This is a genomic window from Brucella sp. BE17 (assembly GCF_039545455.1).
Classification (GTDB): Bacteria; Pseudomonadota; Alphaproteobacteria; order Rhizobiales; family Rhizobiaceae; genus Brucella.
Genome location: NZ_CP154467.1, coordinates 814,452 through 833,327 on the forward strand (window position 1 = coordinate 814,452; position 18,876 = coordinate 833,327).

An 18,876-nucleotide genomic window follows, 5' to 3' on the forward strand; every position below is an offset into this window, starting at 1 on the left:
TTATCAACCAACAGATCAGGACTTGGCGGTTTTCTTGACGGGCTTGACGGTTTCGCTCGCCTTGGCGTCGATCGTACGGCCATCGTCGTTCACGTCATCCTTGGCATCATCGTCATTCATGCCCTGCTTGAAATTCTTGATGCCCTTGGCGACATCACCCATCAATTCGGGGATTTTGCCGCGACCAAAAAGAAGAAGCACAACCGCAAGAACGATCAGCCAGTGCCAGACAGATAAGCTACCCATTTCATTCCTCTCATCGCCGCCTTTGCGGCGTGTAACCTGCAACGCTCATAATGATTTAAGCGTTTTAAGCCGATCTTTCAAACAGAACTACGCAGATCGACCCCAATATGATGAATTAATTCGTCGCATGCGTCCTTGCGATGCAACAAGCAATCAGTCTCCGCGCGGAGCCAGCAGGCCAAGACCTTCAAGGTCGATGTCTTCCAGTGGTTCTTCATCCTCGGATAATTCATCGGGATCGACATTGGGAACCGGCACGGCAAAGCCAGAGGGCATACGTCCGGAGAGGAGCCCTGCCCCGCGCAATTCATCCAATCCGGGCAGATCGCGAATCTCCGGCAGACCAAAATGATCGAGAAATGATTCCGTCGTGCCATATGTCACCGGGCGTCCCGGTGTGCGACGACGTCCGCGCAATTTAACCCATCCGGTTTCCATCAGCACATCAAGCGTGCCCTTGGAGGTTTCAACGCCGCGGATATCCTCAAGCTCGGCGCGGGTTACCGGCTGGTGATAGGCGATGATAGCCAGAACTTCCAAGGCAGCACGCGAAAGTTTGCGTTGCTGCACTTTTTCGCGGCTCATCAGAAAGCCAAGATCAGGAGCGGTACGAAATGCCCAGGCTGCGCCAACTTGCACGAAATGCACGCCGCGAGGCTCATAAACCTTCTGCAAATGCCGCAACACTACAGCAAGGTCTGCATTGGCAGGCAGTCTCTCTGCAAGTAAACGTTCAGGCACCGGATCAGCGGAGGCAAAAACAAGTGCCTCGACAATGCGCGCCAGATCGGCCAGTGCCTGCGGCCCTTCCGGAACGGCTTCAAATTCATCGTCGTCACTGTCAATCTGCGCCAGATGGTGCTCTGCTTCAGACATCGTCGTCCTCATCCAGTTGGCTTAAACCTGCTGTCGCCCGCATATAGATTGGATCGAAGGGGGCGTTCTGGCGAACCTCGAGCTTGCCAGCACGCACCAATTCAAGACTGGCTGCAAAGGAGCTTGCCAGCGCAGATGCGCGTTCCTGCGGCGACAACGCATAATCAACCAGAAAACCGTCGAGCGCGAACCAGTCGCCAACCGTACCGCCCAAGAGGCGCACCAGAGCCGCCCGCGCTTCTTTCAACGACCAGACCGCGCGTTTGGATATCTGCACATTGGTAACAGTTTGCCGCTGACGTTGCGAGGCATAAGCGGTCAGAAGATCGTAAAGGGTTGCTGAAAAATGGCTGTTGCGATCCACCACCATCGCCTCCGGCATTCCCCTTGCAAAGACATCGCGCCCAAGCTGATCGCGGTTGACAAGCGTGGCGGCCGCGTCGCGCATGGCTTCAAGTCTTTTCAAACGGAATTGCAGCGAAGCCGCCAACTCCTCGCCTGTTTCGCCATCATCACCCTGCTGTTTGGGGATCAGTAATTTGGATTTCAGATAGGCCAGCCATGCCGCCATCACCAGATAATCGGCAGCAAGCTCCAACCGCAACGCCTGCGCACGTTCGATGAAGCTTAGATATTGTTCGGTCAGCGCCAGAACGGAAATACGCGCCAGATCGACACGCTGGTTGCGGGCCAGATGCAGCAGCAGATCAAGCGGGCCTTCAAAGCCCTGCACATCGACCAGCAATGATGGTTCGCTTTGCGCGCGTTCAGCATCATTTTGCCACAGCGTATCCATCGGCACGAGAGCACCGTCTTTAATGCCTGTGTTTATGCCTGATGCAGCCAAGCCCGTTTCCTTCACGTGACAAACGCAAGACAGTTTAGCGATTTTTATGAATTAGGCTACGGCCTCGAACATGCCGTTGAATTCGGCACGCAATTCTTCTTCATCCGAAAGATCAGGATCGCCGGCATAGACTTCTGCAAGTTCTGCGCGGCGCAGTGATTTTCCCTCAAGGAGTGGAACACGGGCGGCCACTTCGACCAGTTCTTCCATGACGCCCGCGCAATAGAGTACAATATCGCAGCCGGCTTCGATGATGCCTTCGGAAAGATCACCAAGGCTGCCGGACAATGCTTTCATCGAAACATCATCGCTCATGACCAGACCGTCAAAGCCGATCAAATCACGAATAATCGCGTCGATCACAGTCGGCGACAAGGTGGATGGACGATGCGGATCGATACAGTCAAACACGACATGGGCCGTCATCGCCATCGGCAGCTCATTGAGCGCCCTGAACGGCACGAAATCATGTGCTACCAGCTCAGCGAGCGGCACATTCACGCGCGCCAGTTCCTTGTGTGTGTCGGCAAATGCCCGGCCATGGCCCGGCATATGTTTGACCACCGGCAGCACGCCGCCCGCAAGTAGACCTTCGGCGGCGGCACGGCCCATTTCTGCCACCTCATGCGGATTTTTTGAATAGGCGCGCGCACCGATCACATCATGCGCGCCTTCAATCGGCACATCAAGCACCGGCAGACAGTCCGCAGTCACGCCGACCTTCAACAGATCAAAAGCATGCAAGCGGGCATGAAGCCATGCTGCACGTAACCCGGCCTCGCGATCACGGGCAAAGATCGCACCAATTTCAGCGGCGGCAGGATAATTGGGAACCAGTGGTGGACGCAGGCGCTGGACGCGCCCCCCTTCCTGATCGATAAAAACCGGAGTTTGTTCATGCCCCGTCAATTCGCGAAAATGCGCGGTCAATTCCGTGACCTGTTCAAGACTTTCGACATTGCGCGCAAAGAGAATAAAGCCCCACGGTGTTTCATCCCGAAAGAAAGCCACCTCATCGGCTGTCAACTTTGTTCCCGATACACCGGCAATCCATGCCTTGCGCTGTTTCATGCAAAAATCCTCGGTCATCTGATAAGATTGGATACGGTTTACCGCAACAAACTCGCGCTTGATAGTGCATAAGAAAAGGGCGGCTCGCGCCGCCCTTTTTTATTTTGGGATCAATTATCTAACGCGTGACAAGACAGTCGCCACCTGCTGATTTCAGCCTTCCGCACAAAGCGCTGGCCTCTTCACGCGAACCGGCCTGGACGCGCACGCGGTAATAGGTGCCTTTGCCGGTAATGTCAGCGCGCTTGATGTCGACGCTGCGACCTCCGATCACGCTACCATATCTTTGAGCCATATTGGCGTAGGACTTCTGAGCCAGTTCGGCAGAGGGCTGCGAGGCAATCTGGATGAAATATCCACCGGCACCTGCAGCAGACGCTGTCTGTTGCGGCGCCGCTGCCTGATTTTGCGTACGCTGCGCAACAGAGCCCACTACATTGACCGGTTGATCGGCCGGACGTGACGGAATGACCGGGGCACGTGGTGCCGGAGCTGGCGTGCGCGTTGCAGGTTCCGCGGCTGCAGGCTGGCTTGCAACGCTTGCCTGTCCGGCATCGGCTGCCGCGATGGCACCTATTTCATCGTTACCTGCGGGAACAGAAGGCAGTGTATCATTGCTTGCAGCCTGCTGCTGCGGGCTTGCCGCCTGCGGCTGTGAGGACTGCGAAGGCACAATCGAGCCGTCTGAGCGAACAATCATGGTTTCGACTTCGCGTGGCTGGACGAGCGGTGCATTGTCATCAGCGTCAGCTGCTTGCTGCGTTCCGTTATTTTCGAAATTGGCTGTGGAAATATCGACCGGTTCTTCGCCGGAACTGATCAGGGCCTTTTGTTCGGGGTTATTGGGCAAGGTTCCTGCCACGCGGTCATAAACAGCCTTATCCTGATTAGGAACGGTCGCACCACCCGGATTTTCCGGCTGTTGCTTGATCGGCTGATTATCGGCCTGAATAACAACCGGCTCGTCGGAACTGCCACCGATGAGTTGATAGCCGATACCGCCGATCAGGACGAGCACACCCGCTGCACTTGCCAGAATGAGACCGCGACGCCCCCTCACCGGACGGTCGCGATAAGCCGCAGCGGCTTCACCAAGCTCGTCCTCGGGCTGCATGACAGCACGCGCACCCAACTGGCCATCTTCGACATTCTGTGCGCCCGATGCCGCCCAATGATTGTAGAAATTATCCTCGCTACCGGTGGCTTCTACAGCATTGTTGCGCGTTTGCCCCCGTGCTGAGAGCTGTGATCGCACATAAGCACCAGCCGCGGTTGCGCTAGCGGCTACCGCAGCACCAAGCCCCATAGCGGCACCAGCGGCTGAGCTACCGAGCGAGGCGCTTTCCGGTTTGCTTTCGGCTTGATAATAACCTGAAACGTTTTCCCGGAAGATATCCTCAAAAGCCTTGTCCGCCTCGCTTTGAGCACTGGACGAGGCTTGGCTATCGTCCAAACCGACCGTGTTGAACACCTCGGCAAACTCGGCTTCAAGATCATCAAGGCCCGTCGCCGCGTCCTCTTCATTGTCGTAATTGACTTCGGGTAAATCAAGCGAAAAGGTTTGCTCTACCTTGTTTTCAGCGACGCTGAGCGTTTCGACTTCCGGCGCTGGCGTGCTCGCCACACGCGGAGCGGAGAATTGGGAAAAAGCTGAAGAAGAGCGATAATCCTCATCTGCAAGAACGGCATGGGTATAGGTTCCTGGAGCATCATCGCTGACATTACCGTCCCTGAGATTCAGATCGCTTTCATTGAAGAAATCATCTTCATTGAGACCGATATCCGAAAGCCCGGCGACATCCTCCTCAGTACCATCCACAGTCCCTGCGGAGGTCAATTCATCCGAATCAAGAGCAAAGGCCTCATCAAAAGAGAAATCCTCGCCTTCCAGACCCGATTCGCTCTGCATGCCTGTCGACGCAAGCGATGATGCAAGAGCAGACGGCATCTGTCCGGCAATACCGGGCATAAAATTGCCGCGCTCATAATAGGAATTTTCCGTGGTTTCCAAACGGGCTACCGGTTCCTCATACGCCGAATCGGCTGTGATTTGCTCCTGCTGTTCGTCAAAAGTCAGATCATCAAGATTGAAGTTATCGAGAATCTGTTCATCAAAAGCGGGTTCATTTTCCTGCTGGAAAGAGACCTGTTGATTAGAAAAGGGGGCATAATCCCCACGGCCGAAAGAGGCGTTTTCCGGCACTTTTACGGGGTTATAATCGTCTCTCGAAACATCGGCGTCAGGGTCTGCATATTCATTGAGAGCAGACTGCGTATCGTTATCGGATGGTTCATTGTTGAAAAGCAGGTTTTCCAGCTCGTCTTCCAGCGAAAGCGTCGGGCGGACGGCTTCTGGGCGGGATGGCGGGGTTTCGATCATACGATCATAAGCAGCCGATGCCGTATAAGAAACCTCATCGGCCTCATAATTTTCGCGGTAAGACGTCTCATCACCGGCGGCGGGCTGCGGGGAGTAAGAATCGCTCGAAGATGAATACTGCGTATAATCGAACCGCGAAACTGGCTCGGACGACCCCATATCTTCAAAGGCCGGAACCGAAGGCGCGGCAACTGGTGCTTCGTGATTAAGTTCGAGCTCTTCGCCCAGCGCAGAAAAAAGCTCATCGTCGTGGATTAACGGCTCTGCGGCGCGATGATATTCTTCATGGGGCGCGTCAAGAGGATCAACATCGTATTGCCTCTCTTGAGCGGCGGGTTCGGAATAATCGAAATTACCCAAAAGCTCATTTTCGAGATCAAGAGCAAGCGAATCGAACCCAGACTGTCCGTGTTGCCCCTCATCGGCATCATGGACATTATGTGTTTCGCGCGCGTTCCACGCCTGATTGTTTCCAACAGGTGTGCCGAAATCGACGATGCGCGAAAGCTCCATCAGCGGATCGTCATCGTGCAGCGGACGCTCGCCGTAACTACGGGAATTTGCACTGCTGTCCGTCATGGCGTGTTCCTAACTCAAACCCTGGACGCCGCAAGACGTCCTACATTGCTTTTTAGCGAGGCAATATGGGCAAAAGTAGGCGATGGTCACCGCGCGGGTATCGAACGGTTGCAGAATGTTCGATCTCAGCGCATTTCCGTTGGGGCATCCGCACCGATTATCGTTAACCCGGACGTCAGCACTTCAGAAACAACCTTTACCAGCCCTAGCCTGGCTAACGACAATTCTGGATCGTTAACCTTAATAAAACGTAAGTCTGGATTTTCGGTGCCCTTATTCCACTGCGAATGCAACGCGCTTGCAAGGTCATAGAGGTAAAATGCAAGCCGGTGCGGCTCCTGATGCAGGGCTGCCGTTTCGATCAGACGCGGATATTCAGCAAGTTTGCGTACCAGCGCAATTTCGCTCTCATCCGTGAGTTTCTCGAATTGTGCAGCCATAGCTGCGCGATCCAGATCAGCCAATCCGATCTGCTCGACAGCCTGACGCAGCACCGAATGACACCGAGCAGACGCATATTGCACGTAGAAAACCGGATTGTCCTTCGACTGCTCGGTTACCTTGGCGAAATCAAAATCGAGTGGCGCATCATTCTTGCGGTAAAGCATCATGAAACGAACTGGATCGCGCCCCACTTCATCCACCACATCGCGCAGAGTTATGAACTCACCCGAACGCTTCGACATGCGTACCGGCTCGCCGTCGCGAAACAGTTTGACCAGCTGGCACAGAAGAACGGTCAGCTTGGCCTTGCCGTCGGATACGGCACGCGCAACGGCTTCGAGACGCTTCACATACCCACCATGATCAGCACCAAGCACATAAATCATCTCATTGAAGCCACGGTCGTACTTGTCCTTGAAATAGGCAACGTCAGCAGCAAAATAGGTGAAGGAACCGTCCGACTTCATCAGGGGACGGTCGATGTCGTCACCCACTTCGGTCGAGCGGAACAGGGTCTGTTCACGGTCTTCCCATTCTTCAGGTAACTGGCCCTTGGGTGGCGGCAGCTTGCCCTTGTAGACATGGCCCTTCAACGTCAGATCGTTGATCGCATTGCGGATAGCCCGCGCCCGATCCGCATGCAGCGTGCGCTCGGAATAAAACACGTCGTGATGCACGTTAAGCGCTTCAAGATCGGCGCGAATCATCACCATCATGGCGTCGATGGTGCGATCCTTGACGATCGCAAATGCTTCATCTTCCGGCATCTGGTTGAGGCCGCGGCCAAACTCATCGGCCAGCGCCTTACCAACCGGCACCAGATAATCACCCGGATAAAGCCCCGCCGGAATTTCGCCGATCTCTTCACCAAGCGCCTCGTTATAGCGAAGCATGACGGAACGCGCGAGAATGTCGATCTGCGCGCCAGCATCGTTGATGTAATACTCCTTGACGACGTCATAGCCCGCGAATTTCAGAAGATTCGCAAGCACATCGCCGACAACGGCTCCCCGGCAGTGGCCGACATGCATTGGGCCGGTCGGGTTGGCGGAAACATATTCAACATTAACCCTTGTGCCCTGACCGAACTGCGAGCGCCCGAAATCCGTGCCTGCATTCAGCATGGCGGCAAGCTCGCGCTGCCAGTATCCAGCCTTGAGGCGAAGATTGATAAAGCCGGGCCCTGCGACATCCACCGTCTCGACATCGCTGTCATTCTTCAACGCTTCAGCAATGCGGACTGCCAGCTCGCGTGGATTCTGACCGACAGATTTTGAAAGCACCATCGCCGCATTGGTCGCGATATCGCCATGAGACGCATCGCGCGGCGGCTCGACACTAACACGCGCGAGTTCAAGAACACTTCCGTCTTTTTGTTTTATATCAATCTCTTGCAGCGTTTTTTTAATACGTGCGTCGAAATCTGCAAAGATATTCATTGTCTATCCTGCCAGGCTTTTCGCGATGATCGTGGTGCGATCCTGCGCGTCGGCTCATCAAAAAATAGCGGAGCTTTCGTCGCCCAACGGCTTCGAAACCCGCTTCGTCCCGCTCCGATTAAGCTAAATCGGGTGTATGGTCAAACAATCGTCGATGTTCACGCACGGCATAATTATCCGTCATACCGGCGAGGTAGTCGGCGATTTGCCGGGCGCGCGCGGCCTCATCCAGCGTCTCGCAGCCCGTGCGCCATTCAGCTGGCATGACCGTGGGGTCGGCGAAACAGGCATCAAAAAGATCGAGCACAATCCGGTCTGCCGCATGACGGCGCACCACGACGCTGTCATGGAAGTAAAGGTTCTTGAACAAAAAGCGCTTCAGCGTCTTCTCGTCCTCGCGCATGGGGTCAGAAAAGGCGATCAGGCTGCGATGCTGGTCGCGCACCTCCTCCACACTTTGCGGATTTTCTTCGTTTAACCGCCTCTGCGATTCCCTTATCACATCCTCGACCATCACGGTAATCTGGCGGCGTACCAGTTCATGGCCGGTGCGCACCTTATCAAGGCCCTGATAACGGTCGCGCACGATGTCGAGCAAGCGTTTTGTCAGCGGCACCGCGTCGAGCGCCTCGACCGTCAACAGGCCGGAACGCAAACCGTCATCAATGTCATGCGCATTATAGGCAATATCATCAGCAATCGCTGCGCATTGCGCCTCCAGGCTTGCAAACTGTTCGAGTTGCAGATCATAGCGTTGGTTGAAATCGACAATAGGCTGCGGCACGGCAATTTCCGGATGTGCAGCATAAGGTCCCCGCAGTGGGCCATTATGCTTAACCAGCCCCTCCAGCGTTTCCCACGAGAGATTGAGCCCGTCGAAATCGGCATAGCGATGTTCCAGCTTGGTAACGAGGCGCAGCGACTGGGCGTTATGATCGAAACCACCATAGTCCTTCATGCGCGTGTTCAGTGCTTCCTCGCCGGTGTGTCCGAAAGGCGTATGGCCGAAATCGTGAACAAGTGCCACCGCTTCGGCCAGGTCTTCATCAAGCCGCAAAGCCCGCGCCAGAGCCCGCGCTATCTGCGCCACCTCGATGGTGTGCGTTAGCCGTGTGCGATAATGATCGCCTTCATGCGCGATGAACACTTGCGTCTTGTGCTTGAGGCGACGAAAGGCGGTGGAATGAATGATACGGTCGCGGTCCCGCTGAAAGGGGGTGCGCGTCATGCTTTCGGGTTCTGCGACCTGCCGTCCCCGGCTTGAGGCGGGATCACAGGCATAGGCAGCACGCTCACGATAACCGAAGCCTATTCCTTCAAGCGGTTTAGGGGAATCTTGCGACATTGCGATAGACCCTTCACTGTAATATGATTACGCACAAATATTGACTTCCAATGATTGCGTTCATAGCTATCAGAGGAAGATGAAGGCAAGTCGGCGGTTGCGGGAATTATCCCGATTATCGCCCCTCCAAGCGGATGAGACCGATGACAGACATTACCGTTTCTGATTCCGCCGCCAAGCGGATCGCTAAAATTTTGAGCACCGAACCGGACAAGACTGCGCTTCGCGTTTCTGTCGAGGGCGGCGGTTGCTCAGGTTTTTCTTATAAGTACGATCTCGTCAACGATGAGACGCAGGACGATATCGTGATCGAAAAGCTTGGCGCCAAAGTGCTGATTGATTCGATCTCGGTTCCCTATATGGACGGCTCCGAAATCGACTTCGTCGACGATCTGATGGGACAGTCGTTCCAGATCCGCAATCCGAATGCCACGGCGTCCTGTGGCTGCGGTACCAGTTTCGCACTCTGATTTACAGCAAATCGACAAAACGCGGGCGGCTTTTCAGCCGCCCTTTTCTTTGATCAGACTTTGATGGAAGATACTGTGGCATCGATATGATCGATCAGCGCATCCGCAAGGCCCAGCCGACCGGCGAGCATATCAAGATAGCCGCGCTCGGCACGACTGTCTGGATCGACGGCGAGACGCGATGCGGTATAAAGCTCGACTTTCTGCTCTTCCGTAACGGCTGCCGCCACCAATGCGTCTATATCGACCGGGTCGGCCAGTTCCTTGGCAAAAAAAGCTTCCGCTTCATCATCAAGACCTGAAATCTGCACTTTTTCCATAATGCGCGCACGCTCGGCATCATCAATGTGACCATCGGCCTTGGCGGCGGCAATCATTGCCTGCACCAGAGTGAGAGCAAAACTGTTGCTCATGGCTGGCGATTGCGGGCTGAAAGGGGAATCGTCCGGCGGCGGCAGAAGTTCCGGCTCGCGGGCTACAGACTGTTCGGCGCTCTGAGGTGCCTGGCCGGATTTGTAATTCTTGTAAGCAAGATAACCAAGTCCAGCAATGGCAGCAATTCCGCCGACGGTTGCAACATTTCCAGCAAGCTTCCGTCCAGTCTTTGTACCGAGAACGGCGGCCGCGATCGCACTCGTCGCCAGTGGATTTTTCTTGGCGAGTTCGGTGGCCTGCCCTGCCCTGTCACGGACGCTTCCCACACCACCCGGCATTTGTGCGCCCAGAAACTGGTCGAGAAGTTTTTTGGCGTCGAACATTCCTGTCTCCTGTCTGGCTTCAATAAGCAGGAAATAGGAATACAAATCCGGCAATACAAATCCCCTTGTTGCGAATTTTAAAGCGTTGTGCATTTTATTGTATTCAGCAAACACGTTTAAGTTTTTATTGTTTCATGCGTCGCTCCAAACCGGTTCCCACTTTGGCGAGGCGTGTTTTAGAGAATATGATTGCTGTGATGTGCGCCAAGCGCCGCTTGCCCTCATTTGCGTGAGCGCCTAATCATAGGCCATGAAAATTTCGACATGGAACATCAACGGCGTCAAAGCGCGCATCGATAATCTTCAGCATTGGCTCAAAGAGTCCGATCCGGATATCGCCTGCTTGCAAGAAATCAAATCGGTCGACGAGCAGTTTCCCCGTCTTGAAATCGAAGCGCTGGGATATCACGTCGAAACCCACGGCCAAAAAGGTTTTAACGGCGTTGCTCTGCTGTCGAAAAAATCCCCCGATGAGATCAATCGCGGTCTCGATGGCGACGATATGGACGAACAGGCGCGCTTTATCGAAGGCGTCTATTCAACTGATAAAGGCGTTATTCGCATCGTTTCTCTCTATTTGCCAAACGGCAACCCCATCGATACTGAAAAATTCCCCTATAAGCTCTCATGGATGCAACGCCTGGAAAGATGGGCGCAACACCGTCTCGCTCTTGAAGAGCCATTGATTCTGGCCGGTGACTACAACGTCATTCCGGAACCGCAGGATGCAAAAAATCCACAGAACTGGCTTGGTGACGCGCTGTTTCAGCCGCAGTCACGCCAAGCCTTCAGAAGGCTGGAAAATCTTGGTTTCACTGACGCCATCCGCGCCACGACCGATGATAACGGACTTTATTCTTTCTGGGATTATCAAGCGGGTGCATGGCAGAAAAACAACGGCATCCGCATTGATCACCTGATGCTGTCGCCAGAAGCTGCCTGTCATTTTCAATCGGTAGAAATTGAAAAACATGTACGCGGCTGGGAAAGACCATCGGATCACGTGCCTGTGACGGTCACTCTGTCTTTATAATCTTAACAAAAATCTGAATTTATTATTTCAATGAGTTGATTTTATTGAAAAGAATCAGAAGTCGCCTTTTGCGATATAATTGCTGGAAAGAGCAACCGCATTGCGGCGATCGGCTTCACCAGCGATGGAAAAGGCCTGTTCCTGCATGTCGCGGATGCGCGAGCAGTCTTCTATCGGGCAACGCTCGAATGCCGCCGTCATAAGCGCAAGGCCGCGAACTGTCTTACCAGCCTGAAACAACATATTGCCGAATTCGGCCTGCGCGCTTGCATTGCCTTTTTTAGCAGCCAACTGGAACCAGCGTGCGGCCTGAACGGAATTCTGCTCGCCGCCTTCACCATTGAGGAGCATTTTGCCCAGCGCATATTGCGCGTCAGGATCGCCGAAATTCGCCGCCGCCTGCACATAAAGATCACGCGCGACACCAAGGTCTGCCCTTACCGGTGTGCCGGGAATGCCGCGTTTTGCATAACCTGCAAGCGCGACAAGTGCATCCGCGACATAAGAATCGTTCTCCGAACCAGGTTCAGAGCCCTCACGAACGATTTTCTCAAAAATCTGATAGGCTTCGTAATCGTTTTCCGCCACGCCGTCGCCATCGGCATACATGCGCGCCAGTTTCCATTTTGCGCCCTGGTGTCCGCGTTCGGCAGCATAACGCAATGCCTTGACGGCTTCGTCCTTGTGCCCACTCTTGTAAGCGGAAAAACCGAATTTGAAGAGTTCGAACGGGCTACGGGATTTTTCGGAGTCGTCGTTCAGATCGAAAGCAAAGGCACTGCCGCAGGCAATGGTAAAACCAACAGCCGCGGCAACAAGGGAATATGAAAAACTGCGACTACGCATCACAATGCTGGTCTTTCACCATAAGGGTCTGTCTTTCTCGCAAGACACCCAATTCCAAGGGATGTATTTTGACTAAACGCAGAATAACCCGGCTTTTCGTCAAGACTGCGTCCCGATCTTGGCCGAAAAAAGCCCGCCTGTTACTGTCTGGAATCGTGGACGTTGCGGCAAGACTTCTCCCGCCTGCAAATGCTGTTTTATGCAACCACGCGCTCCAGATCATTCCTGCCCGTTCCTGCGGCTTCAAATTTTAACTGGCTCCTGCCTCTCATCACGAATGATGTCCCTTTGTGGCGGGAAATAGGCAGAATTTTATTGCACTCCTTGTAGCCTAAAGTAACAGTAAAGACTGTTGCCGTTTGACAACAAACAGATTGTAGTTATCCCGGGTAAAACGAGTGCAACTCTTTCCTTGCACGCTTTAAATTACCCCGCCTCCGGCTTGCAGGCCGTACAAATTTGAAAAGGCAAAGCCGGATCTCATGCGCGGCCAAAGACGCCCATACCGACAAAGCCGTAAAGGAAATCACCACTCCAAAAGCAAAAGGATTTTGAGAAGAAAACTCGACATCTATTTGACTTTACTAATTTTCCTTTTGCTAATCCTAATCACTCTTCATATTCAAAAAGAAACATCGCCTTCCATATCTTTTCAAGGCAAGCCCCATGTAATTGATGGTGACACCGTCATCATAGAGGATGTTCGTATTCGCCTTATCGGCATTGATGCGCCAGAAATTGCGCAAAGTTGCGAGCGTGGTGGCGCAGCTTATGAATGCGGTAAAGAAGCTCGCACTATCTTGCGATCCAGAATCGGTAAGTCACCGATTCGTTGTGACGGACACGAAAAGGATATTTATGGCCGTGTGCTGGCGCGCTGTTATCTAGCCGGCACGGACCTGAACGGCTGGATGGTGCAACAGGGCTGGGCCGTTGCCTATGGCGATTATAAACGTGAAGAAGCGGAGGCCCGTGCTAACAAAGGCGGTCTTTGGATGGGCCAGTTTGAGCAGCCTTCATCATGGCGCAAGAGCCACGGGCAAGATGCAAAGCAGAACGCCCGATCAGCGCCGGATGCAATTGGCCGGATCTCAGACTATATCAGAGAGCAAATCGACGCTTTCATCAATCTGTTTTGATGGGGCCTATCAAAAGCCTTGTTCTTTAGCGGGCAGGAGCACTATCTATGCACAATCTGGAAAAGCTCCGGCACTCGATAAAGAAATGCCGTATTTGTCGTGATGAGCCGCTGTTTCCACCACCCTTGCCGCACGACCCCAACCCCGTATGCGTCGTCTCCGATTCTGCTCGCATCGCAATCTGTGGGCAGGCACCGGGCATTCGTGTGCATAAAACCTCATTGCCGTTCAACGATCCATCCGGCGATCGGCTACGGCAATGGCTCGGCACAACGCGCGACGAGTTTTACGATTCCGCACATTTCGCCATCGTGCCGATGGGGTTCTGCTTTCCCGGCTATGACAAGCATGGTGGCGACCTGCCGCCGCGCCGTGAATGCCGCAAGACGTGGCACGATCGGGTCTTTGCCGCGATGCCGCAATTGCAGCTCGTACTGGTGATAGGGCAATATGCGCTCGCCTATCACTTGCCCGGTCACCGCGGTCGCAATCTGACCGAAACTGTTAAAAACTGGCGGCATTTCACGGAAACGCCCAATGACACTGGGCGCATGGTACTGCCTTTGCCGCACCCATCCTGGCGCAACAGCGGCTGGCTCAAACGCAATCCATGGTTTGATGCAGAAACAGTGCCCGCCCTGCGCGCCAAAATCCGTAGCATTATCGAGACGGGAAAATAAATTTTACAGAACCAATTCTCATAAGAATATTTTTCCTGTAATTTCCTCTTGTAGAACCGCATAAGGTATGACGTTTCGAACTTTAGATAAGTTCGGGAAACGATTTCCAAAAACGGGAACGGAATCGCATGGATAGGCTCGACAGAAAGATACTGCGTTTATTGCAGGAAGATGCAACATTGGCCGTGGCTGACGTGGCCAAGAAGGTTGGGCTATCTACCACTCCGTGCTGGCGCCGTATCCAGAAACTGGAAGAAGACGGCGTCATCAAGCGTCGCGTGGCGATTCTCGATCCCGTTCGCGTCAATGCACGCGTGACGGTTTTCGTGTCGGTTCGCACGGGGTCACATAGCCATGAATGGCTCAAGCGCTTTTCAGAAGTGGTGCAGGAATTCCCCGAAGTTATCGAGTTTTACCGTATGAGCGGTGACGTTGATTATCTGCTGCGCGTCGCGGTCCCTGATATTGCAGCCTATGATGCTTTCTACAAGCGACTGATCAGCAAGATTGAGATTCGTGACGTGTCGTCCTCGTTTGCCATGGAGCAGATCAAATACACGACCGAGCTACCACTTGATTACATGGTGCTGGACAAGGACAACAATTGATCATCAGCAGATCAGAAAAAAGCCCGCCGGATGGCGGGCTTTTTTTGTCAGTTCTTGGAAGATGCCACGCCGGCCTGCTCGAAAGTCGCCATGCCGCTATGGCAGAGTGCTGCCGCCTTGACGATGCCGGCTGCGAGTGCTGCACCGGTTCCCTCACCAAGTCGCATGCCGAGTGAAAGCAACGGCTCCTTGCCGAGTTTTTCAAGTAGCCGCACATGTCCCGGTTCGGCGGAAACATGGCCGAACAGGCAATGATCGATGGCTTCCGGATTTGCCGCATAAAGCACGGCAGCCGCAGCACTCGCCACAAAGCCGTCGATGATGACCGGAATCTTTTCCATGCGCGCAGCGAGAATAGCGCCTGACATGGCGGCGATCTCACGCCCACCGAGACGGCGCAGCACCTCCAGCGGATCACCGAGATGCGCCTGATGCAGGCTCACGGCCTGCTTGACGGCGTCAAGCTTGCGCTGCAATTGATCACCCGTAGAGCCGGTACCGGGGCCAACCCAGTCTTCAGCCGTACCGCCAAACAACGCCAGTGAAATGGCAGCGGCGATTGTCGTATTACCGATACCCATCTCGCCAATGCAAAGAAGATCAGTACCGCCAGCAATGGCTTCCATTCCAAAAGCCATGGTCGCAGCGCAAGTGCGCTCATCCATTGCTGCGTCCTCAGTGATATCGGCTGTCGGATGTTCAAGTGCCAGATCGAACACCTTTAGGCCAAGATCATTGGCAATGCACAACTGGTTTATCGCAGCGCCGCCGGCTGCAAAATTTTCTACCATCTGTGCCGTAACGCTTGAAGGATAAGGCGTGATATTTTTGGCCGCCACACCGTGATTGCCTGCAAATATGGCCACCAGCGGACGCGTAATCTGTGGTGTGCGCTTTCCGCTCCAGATTGCAAGCCATGCGGCAATCTCTTCCAGACGCCCTAGCGAAGCTGCTGGCTTGGTAAGCATCCGTTCGCGTTCACGCACAGCCCTCTCCGCGCCCAGATCGGGGCCGGGAAGATTGTGGATCAGTTCACGGAAATCATCAAAAGGCAGGCCACTTGCACTCATATCATTCAGTCCAATCGATCAAGGAAGGATGCAAATCTTTTCGGCTCGTCCTATAAGCACTGACGTGATTTTTCAAATCACCTCTTCGCGCCAATGTTCCCGGCACGGGAATAACGCGGTACGGGATAGGATAAATTGTTGCGGAGCAAAGAGTTGCAGCAAAACGGTCTGATCGGCGACACAATTCGGTCGTTGGGCTTTTTAAGCCGCTTGCCCCTTCCGGATAAGTGGCTTGGGCGCTGGAATACCCACAGCCACGAATCGTGGCCGCCGAGTACACGCGCATTTCCCCTTGCAGGCGGCGTGTTGGGCTTTCTGGGCGGCGTGGCTCTTTTCATCGCGAATGCTTTGCATCTTCCAGCCCTCGCCTGTGGGTTTATCGCGGTCGGAGCACTTGCGGCGATGACCGGCGCTCTGCATGAAGATGGACTTGGCGATACCGTGGATGGGTTTTTTGGTGCGTCAAATCGCGAACGCCGCCTCGATATCATGAAGGATTCGCGTATTGGCACATTTGCCGCCATAACCCTTGTAGTCTGGGTGGGCATCAAAGCGTCGCTTCTGGCGACCATTCTTGAGCGGCTCGGTCCGGGACACACCGTTTTTGTTCTTATTGCTTCAGAAGCCGCAAGCCGCGCGGCCATGCTGGCGCTGTGGCATGGCTTGCCCTCTGCCCGCCCCGGCGGACTTGCCGACGGCATCGGCCAGCCCGAATGGGAAACAGTTGTCTATGGCGCGGGGCTGGGTCTTGTAATTCTCGCCATTGGGCTGTGGCCTGCGGGTGGCATTGCAGCGCTGATTTATTCATTGGCGCTTGTCAGCGGACTTCTGTTCGGGTTTTCAAAACTGTGTATGGTCAAAATCGGCGGACAGACAGGCGACACGCTGGGAGCCGCGCAGCAGATCGCATCGCTTGGCGTGCTGGTCGGCCTTGTCATGGCGCTGTGATACAACCACATTCCAGTCATGACGATGGAGGCAATCGAATCACCGTGCATATTGGTATGCACAATGGACACGCCGACCGGCCTTTGTCGGGGCTGTGCGCGTACTCTTGATGAAATCGCAAAATGGTCGGGCATGAGCATGCAGGAGCGAAAGGCTGTTCTGGCACTTCTGCCCAAGCGCCATAAGGTTTTGGAGGCACAAAATTTTGACTGAGAAGAAAGCGGGCTGATGGGGCGTTTTTTCTGGTTTATCATCGCAGCAATCGCAATCGTCATTTTGCTGCTTATGTCCAATAGCGATGGCGGAACTACACTGGGGCTTGCCAATGATAGCTTTGCCCGTACCGCCTATATGGGCATATGGGGTGTTGTTCTGGCGTCCGGTATTCTTGCGTCAGGTATCAAGCTGACGGACTTTGCGCGAAACATGGCTGTCTGGGCCGTGATTATTCTCGCGCTCGTCGCGGGCTACCAATACCGCTATGAGCTGCAGGACGTCGGTAGCCGCATTACCGCAGGCCTTATTCCCGGCAGCCCAATTTCGGGCCGCAATGCGGAAGGCTCGCTCACCGTGACGCTCGCCAAATCAGCCAATGGTCATTTCGAGGTCAATGGTCGCGTCAACGATGCCCGCGTGCATTTTCTGGTCGATACAGGCGCATCCTCCGTCGTCCTCTCCAAGGAAGATGCCGAAAATGCTGGGCTTAATACAGACGCGCTCAGCTATACTGTCCCCATCATGACCGCCAATGGGTCGGCGACGGCGGCCAGCATCACGATTGCAAAATTGCAGATCGGCGATATCGAGCGTCACAACATTCGCGCCATGGTGACAAAGGAAGGTCTTATGACCGGCAGCCTGCTCGGCATGAATTTTCTGCAAACACTCGACGGTTTTACAGTGCGCGGCGATCAGTTGATCCTGATCGATTGATCTCTCAAGCGGCTTCATGGCAGGCTTGCATGACACCCTCATAGGCTTGACGCAGAATGTCGCTGCCAGCACCGGGTTTTGTGGCATCGGTGGAAAGTATCTGCCGCCAGCGTCGGGCACCGGGCTGGCCGCTGAAAAGCCCGACCATGTGGCGACTGATATGCGAAAGCCTGCCGCCGGACGCTATATGCGCATCGACATAATCGCACATGGCATCGATCACTTGCGCCATATCGAGAACCCTCGTCGGCTCCCCATGAAGACGCGCATCCACCTCGGCCAGTAATGCGGGATTGTGATAGGCAGCACGCCCCAGCATCACCGCATCGACGTGCTTTAAATGATCTTCCGCCTCATCCAATGTCGTAATGCCGCCATTGATTGCCACAAAGACCGACCCCAGACGCTGCTTGAGACGATAGACGCGCTCATAATCAAGCGGTGGAACCTCGCGGTTTTCCTTGGGCGACAGGCCTTTCAGCCAAGCCTTGCGGGCATGGACCCATAAAGCATCCGCACCCTCGGCGAGTACGCGATCAGCGAGATTATCCAGCGCCGTTTCCGTATCCTGATCATCGACACCAATACGGCACTTGACGGTCACGGGAACGGACACCGCATCTTTTATCGCCGCAATTGCGCGGCCGACGACATCGGGCGTCAGCATCAGACACGCACCAAAAGTCCCCGACTGAACGCGATCCGAAGGGCAACCAACATTGAGGTTGATCTCGTCATAGCCAAAATCGGCTCCGATTTTGGCAGCCTCAGCAAGTTTTTGTGGATCGGAGCCGCCAAGCTGCAACGCCACCGGATGTTGTGTAGCGTCAAAACCAAGCAGCCGTTCGCGCGGCCCGTGGATCGCAGCATCGGCTACAACCATTTCGGTATAAAGTAGCGCGCGGTGCGAAAAGAGCCTGTGAAAGAAACGGCAATGGCGGTCGCTCCAGTCGATCATGGGGGCAACGGCGAATTTTATATCAGGATAATTTGAAATATTATCAGTCATTTGTTTGTGTTTCCTGATATTATGATAGAGAGTATTCAAACCTTGGTACCATATAGGACTTGCCACCTATTTTCAGCAGTGCAGCAAATTTGCTCCGAACCCTATAGCGTCGCAATTCTGGACTTATTGGCACAATATGATGGAATGCAGCAACC

At 54.3% G+C, this 18,876-nt stretch carries 19 protein-coding genes; 8 read left to right on the forward strand and 11 right to left on the reverse strand.

Annotated elements, in window-relative coordinates; all coding sequences use genetic code 11:
* Positions 1 to 15: 15 nt before the first annotated feature.
* The 7 genes from AAIB41_RS04000 to AAIB41_RS04030 all read right to left on the reverse strand — a co-directional run bounded on the left by AAIB41_RS04000 (position 16) and on the right by AAIB41_RS04030 (position 9,227).
* Positions 16 to 246, reverse strand: coding sequence for a twin-arginine translocase TatA/TatE family subunit (locus AAIB41_RS04000; protein WP_343314320.1), 231 nt, complete (start codon positions 244 to 246; stop codon positions 16 to 18).
* Positions 247 to 399: 153 nt separating this feature from the next.
* Entirely contained in the window at positions 400 to 1,122 is a 723-nt protein-coding gene (scpB, locus tag AAIB41_RS04005) for an SMC-Scp complex subunit ScpB (RefSeq protein ID WP_343314322.1), read from the reverse strand.
* Entirely contained in the window at positions 1,115 to 1,969 is an 855-nt protein-coding gene (locus tag AAIB41_RS04010) for a ScpA family protein (protein WP_343314323.1), read from the reverse strand. Before AAIB41_RS04010 ends, scpB begins: the two co-directional genes overlap by 8 nt.
* A gap of 51 nt (positions 1,970 to 2,020) precedes the next feature.
* Positions 2,021 to 3,040, reverse strand: a complete 1,020-nt coding sequence (nagZ, locus tag AAIB41_RS04015) for a beta-N-acetylhexosaminidase (protein ID WP_343314324.1) — start codon at positions 3,038 to 3,040, stop codon at positions 2,021 to 2,023.
* Between the two features lie 118 nt (positions 3,041 to 3,158).
* Positions 3,159 to 5,999: an SPOR domain-containing protein gene (locus AAIB41_RS04020; protein WP_343314325.1), complete on the reverse strand. Its 2,841-nt coding sequence runs from the start codon at positions 5,997 to 5,999 to the stop codon at positions 3,159 to 3,161.
* Between the two features lie 125 nt (positions 6,000 to 6,124).
* Positions 6,125 to 7,882, reverse strand: coding sequence for an arginine--tRNA ligase (gene argS / locus AAIB41_RS04025; protein ID WP_343314326.1), 1,758 nt, complete (start codon positions 7,880 to 7,882; stop codon positions 6,125 to 6,127).
* A gap of 118 nt (positions 7,883 to 8,000) precedes the next feature.
* A complete protein-coding gene (locus tag AAIB41_RS04030; protein ID WP_343314327.1) occupies positions 8,001 to 9,227 on the reverse strand; it encodes a deoxyguanosinetriphosphate triphosphohydrolase in 1,227 nt (408 codons plus the stop codon).
* A gap of 143 nt (positions 9,228 to 9,370) precedes the next feature.
* Between AAIB41_RS04030 and erpA the strand changes: the two genes are divergently transcribed.
* Positions 9,371 to 9,697: an iron-sulfur cluster insertion protein ErpA gene (gene erpA, locus AAIB41_RS04035; protein ID WP_343314329.1), complete on the forward strand. Its 327-nt coding sequence runs from the start codon at positions 9,371 to 9,373 to the stop codon at positions 9,695 to 9,697.
* Positions 9,698 to 9,750: 53 nt separating this feature from the next.
* Here the strand turns inward: erpA and AAIB41_RS04040 are convergent, their stop codons facing one another.
* Positions 9,751 to 10,455 (reverse strand): tellurite resistance TerB family protein, encoded by a 705-nt coding sequence (locus AAIB41_RS04040; protein ID WP_343314330.1) that lies wholly within the window; start codon positions 10,453 to 10,455, stop codon positions 9,751 to 9,753.
* A 250-nt stretch (positions 10,456 to 10,705) separates the two neighbouring features.
* Between AAIB41_RS04040 and xth the strand changes: the two genes are divergently transcribed.
* Complete coding sequence (gene xth / locus AAIB41_RS04045; RefSeq protein WP_343314331.1) at positions 10,706 to 11,488, forward strand: exodeoxyribonuclease III; 783 nt, start codon at positions 10,706 to 10,708, stop codon at positions 11,486 to 11,488.
* A 54-nt stretch (positions 11,489 to 11,542) separates the two neighbouring features.
* Here the strand turns inward: xth and AAIB41_RS04050 are convergent, their stop codons facing one another.
* Positions 11,543 to 12,334 carry a tetratricopeptide repeat protein gene (locus AAIB41_RS04050; protein ID WP_343314332.1) on the reverse strand — a complete coding sequence of 264 codons (792 nt, stop codon included), beginning with the start codon at positions 12,332 to 12,334 and terminating at the stop codon, positions 11,543 to 11,545.
* Positions 12,335 to 12,816: 482 nt separating this feature from the next.
* Here AAIB41_RS04050 and AAIB41_RS04055 point away from each other — a divergent pair, with 482 nt between their 5' ends.
* The 3 genes from AAIB41_RS04055 to AAIB41_RS04065 all read left to right on the forward strand — a co-directional run bounded on the left by AAIB41_RS04055 (position 12,817) and on the right by AAIB41_RS04065 (position 14,761).
* On the forward strand, positions 12,817 to 13,473 hold the full coding sequence (locus tag AAIB41_RS04055; protein WP_343314333.1) for a thermonuclease family protein: 657 nt from the start codon (positions 12,817 to 12,819) through the stop codon (positions 13,471 to 13,473).
* 47 nt (positions 13,474 to 13,520) lie between these two features.
* Positions 13,521 to 14,153: a uracil-DNA glycosylase family protein gene (locus AAIB41_RS04060; protein ID WP_343314334.1), complete on the forward strand. Its 633-nt coding sequence runs from the start codon at positions 13,521 to 13,523 to the stop codon at positions 14,151 to 14,153.
* 128 nt (positions 14,154 to 14,281) lie between these two features.
* Positions 14,282 to 14,761 (forward strand): Lrp/AsnC family transcriptional regulator, encoded by a 480-nt coding sequence (locus AAIB41_RS04065; RefSeq protein WP_343314335.1) that lies wholly within the window; start codon positions 14,282 to 14,284, stop codon positions 14,759 to 14,761.
* 47 nt (positions 14,762 to 14,808) lie between these two features.
* On the opposite strand, the gene cobT is transcribed toward AAIB41_RS04065, so the two are convergent.
* Positions 14,809 to 15,831, reverse strand: coding sequence for a nicotinate-nucleotide--dimethylbenzimidazole phosphoribosyltransferase (cobT, locus tag AAIB41_RS04070; protein WP_343314336.1), 1,023 nt, complete (start codon positions 15,829 to 15,831; stop codon positions 14,809 to 14,811).
* Between the two features lie 153 nt (positions 15,832 to 15,984).
* Here cobT and AAIB41_RS04075 point away from each other — a divergent pair, with 153 nt between their 5' ends.
* The 3 genes from AAIB41_RS04075 to AAIB41_RS04085 are packed head-to-tail and all read left to right on the forward strand — an operon-like array spanning position 15,985 to position 17,712.
* Positions 15,985 to 16,779, forward strand: coding sequence for an adenosylcobinamide-GDP ribazoletransferase (locus AAIB41_RS04075; RefSeq protein ID WP_343314808.1), 795 nt, complete (start codon positions 15,985 to 15,987; stop codon positions 16,777 to 16,779).
* 18 nt (positions 16,780 to 16,797) lie between these two features.
* A complete protein-coding gene (locus AAIB41_RS04080) occupies positions 16,798 to 16,992 on the forward strand; it encodes a DUF1289 domain-containing protein (RefSeq protein WP_343314337.1) in 195 nt (64 codons plus the stop codon).
* Positions 16,993 to 17,007: 15 nt separating this feature from the next.
* Positions 17,008 to 17,712: a TIGR02281 family clan AA aspartic protease gene (locus tag AAIB41_RS04085; RefSeq protein ID WP_343314338.1), complete on the forward strand. Its 705-nt coding sequence runs from the start codon at positions 17,008 to 17,010 to the stop codon at positions 17,710 to 17,712.
* Positions 17,713 to 17,716: 4 nt separating this feature from the next.
* Here AAIB41_RS04085 and dusA read toward each other — a convergent pair whose 3' ends face one another.
* Positions 17,717 to 18,721 carry a tRNA dihydrouridine(20/20a) synthase DusA gene (gene dusA / locus AAIB41_RS04090; RefSeq protein WP_343314339.1) on the reverse strand — a complete coding sequence of 335 codons (1,005 nt, stop codon included), beginning with the start codon at positions 18,719 to 18,721 and terminating at the stop codon, positions 17,717 to 17,719.
* Positions 18,722 to 18,876 lie beyond the last annotated feature (155 nt).

Bases quoted from the DNA above. Each gene is read 5' to 3' on its own strand.
- AAIB41_RS04000 (WP_343314320.1), bottom strand. From the start codon at position 246: ATGGGTAGCTTATCTGTCTGGCACTGGCTGATCGTTCTTGCGGTTGTG.
- scpB (WP_343314322.1), bottom strand. From the start codon at position 1,122: ATGTCTGAAGCAGAGCACCATCTGGCGCAGATTGACAGTGACGACGAT.
- nagZ (WP_343314324.1), bottom strand. From the start codon at position 3,040: ATGAAACAGCGCAAGGCATGGATTGCCGGTGTATCGGGAACAAAGTTG.
- AAIB41_RS04020 (WP_343314325.1), bottom strand. From the start codon at position 5,999: ATGACGGACAGCAGTGCAAATTCCCGTAGTTACGGCGAGCGTCCGCTG.
- argS (WP_343314326.1), bottom strand. From the start codon at position 7,882: ATGAATATCTTTGCAGATTTCGACGCACGTATTAAAAAAACGCTGCAA.
- AAIB41_RS04030 (WP_343314327.1), bottom strand. From the start codon at position 9,227: ATGTCGCAAGATTCCCCTAAACCGCTTGAAGGAATAGGCTTCGGTTAT.
- erpA (WP_343314329.1), top strand. From the start codon at position 9,371: ATGACAGACATTACCGTTTCTGATTCCGCCGCCAAGCGGATCGCTAAA.
- AAIB41_RS04040 (WP_343314330.1), bottom strand. From the start codon at position 10,455: ATGTTCGACGCCAAAAAACTTCTCGACCAGTTTCTGGGCGCACAAATG.
- xth (WP_343314331.1), top strand. From the start codon at position 10,706: ATGAAAATTTCGACATGGAACATCAACGGCGTCAAAGCGCGCATCGAT.
- AAIB41_RS04050 (WP_343314332.1), bottom strand. From the start codon at position 12,334: ATGCGTAGTCGCAGTTTTTCATATTCCCTTGTTGCCGCGGCTGTTGGT.
- AAIB41_RS04055 (WP_343314333.1), top strand. From the start codon at position 12,817: ATGCGCGGCCAAAGACGCCCATACCGACAAAGCCGTAAAGGAAATCAC.
- AAIB41_RS04060 (WP_343314334.1), top strand. From the start codon at position 13,521: ATGCACAATCTGGAAAAGCTCCGGCACTCGATAAAGAAATGCCGTATT.
- AAIB41_RS04065 (WP_343314335.1), top strand. From the start codon at position 14,282: ATGGATAGGCTCGACAGAAAGATACTGCGTTTATTGCAGGAAGATGCA.
- cobT (WP_343314336.1), bottom strand. From the start codon at position 15,831: ATGAGTGCAAGTGGCCTGCCTTTTGATGATTTCCGTGAACTGATCCAC.
- AAIB41_RS04080 (WP_343314337.1), top strand. From the start codon at position 16,798: ATGACGATGGAGGCAATCGAATCACCGTGCATATTGGTATGCACAATG.
- AAIB41_RS04085 (WP_343314338.1), top strand. From the start codon at position 17,008: ATGGGGCGTTTTTTCTGGTTTATCATCGCAGCAATCGCAATCGTCATT.
- dusA (WP_343314339.1), bottom strand. From the start codon at position 18,721: ATGACTGATAATATTTCAAATTATCCTGATATAAAATTCGCCGTTGCC.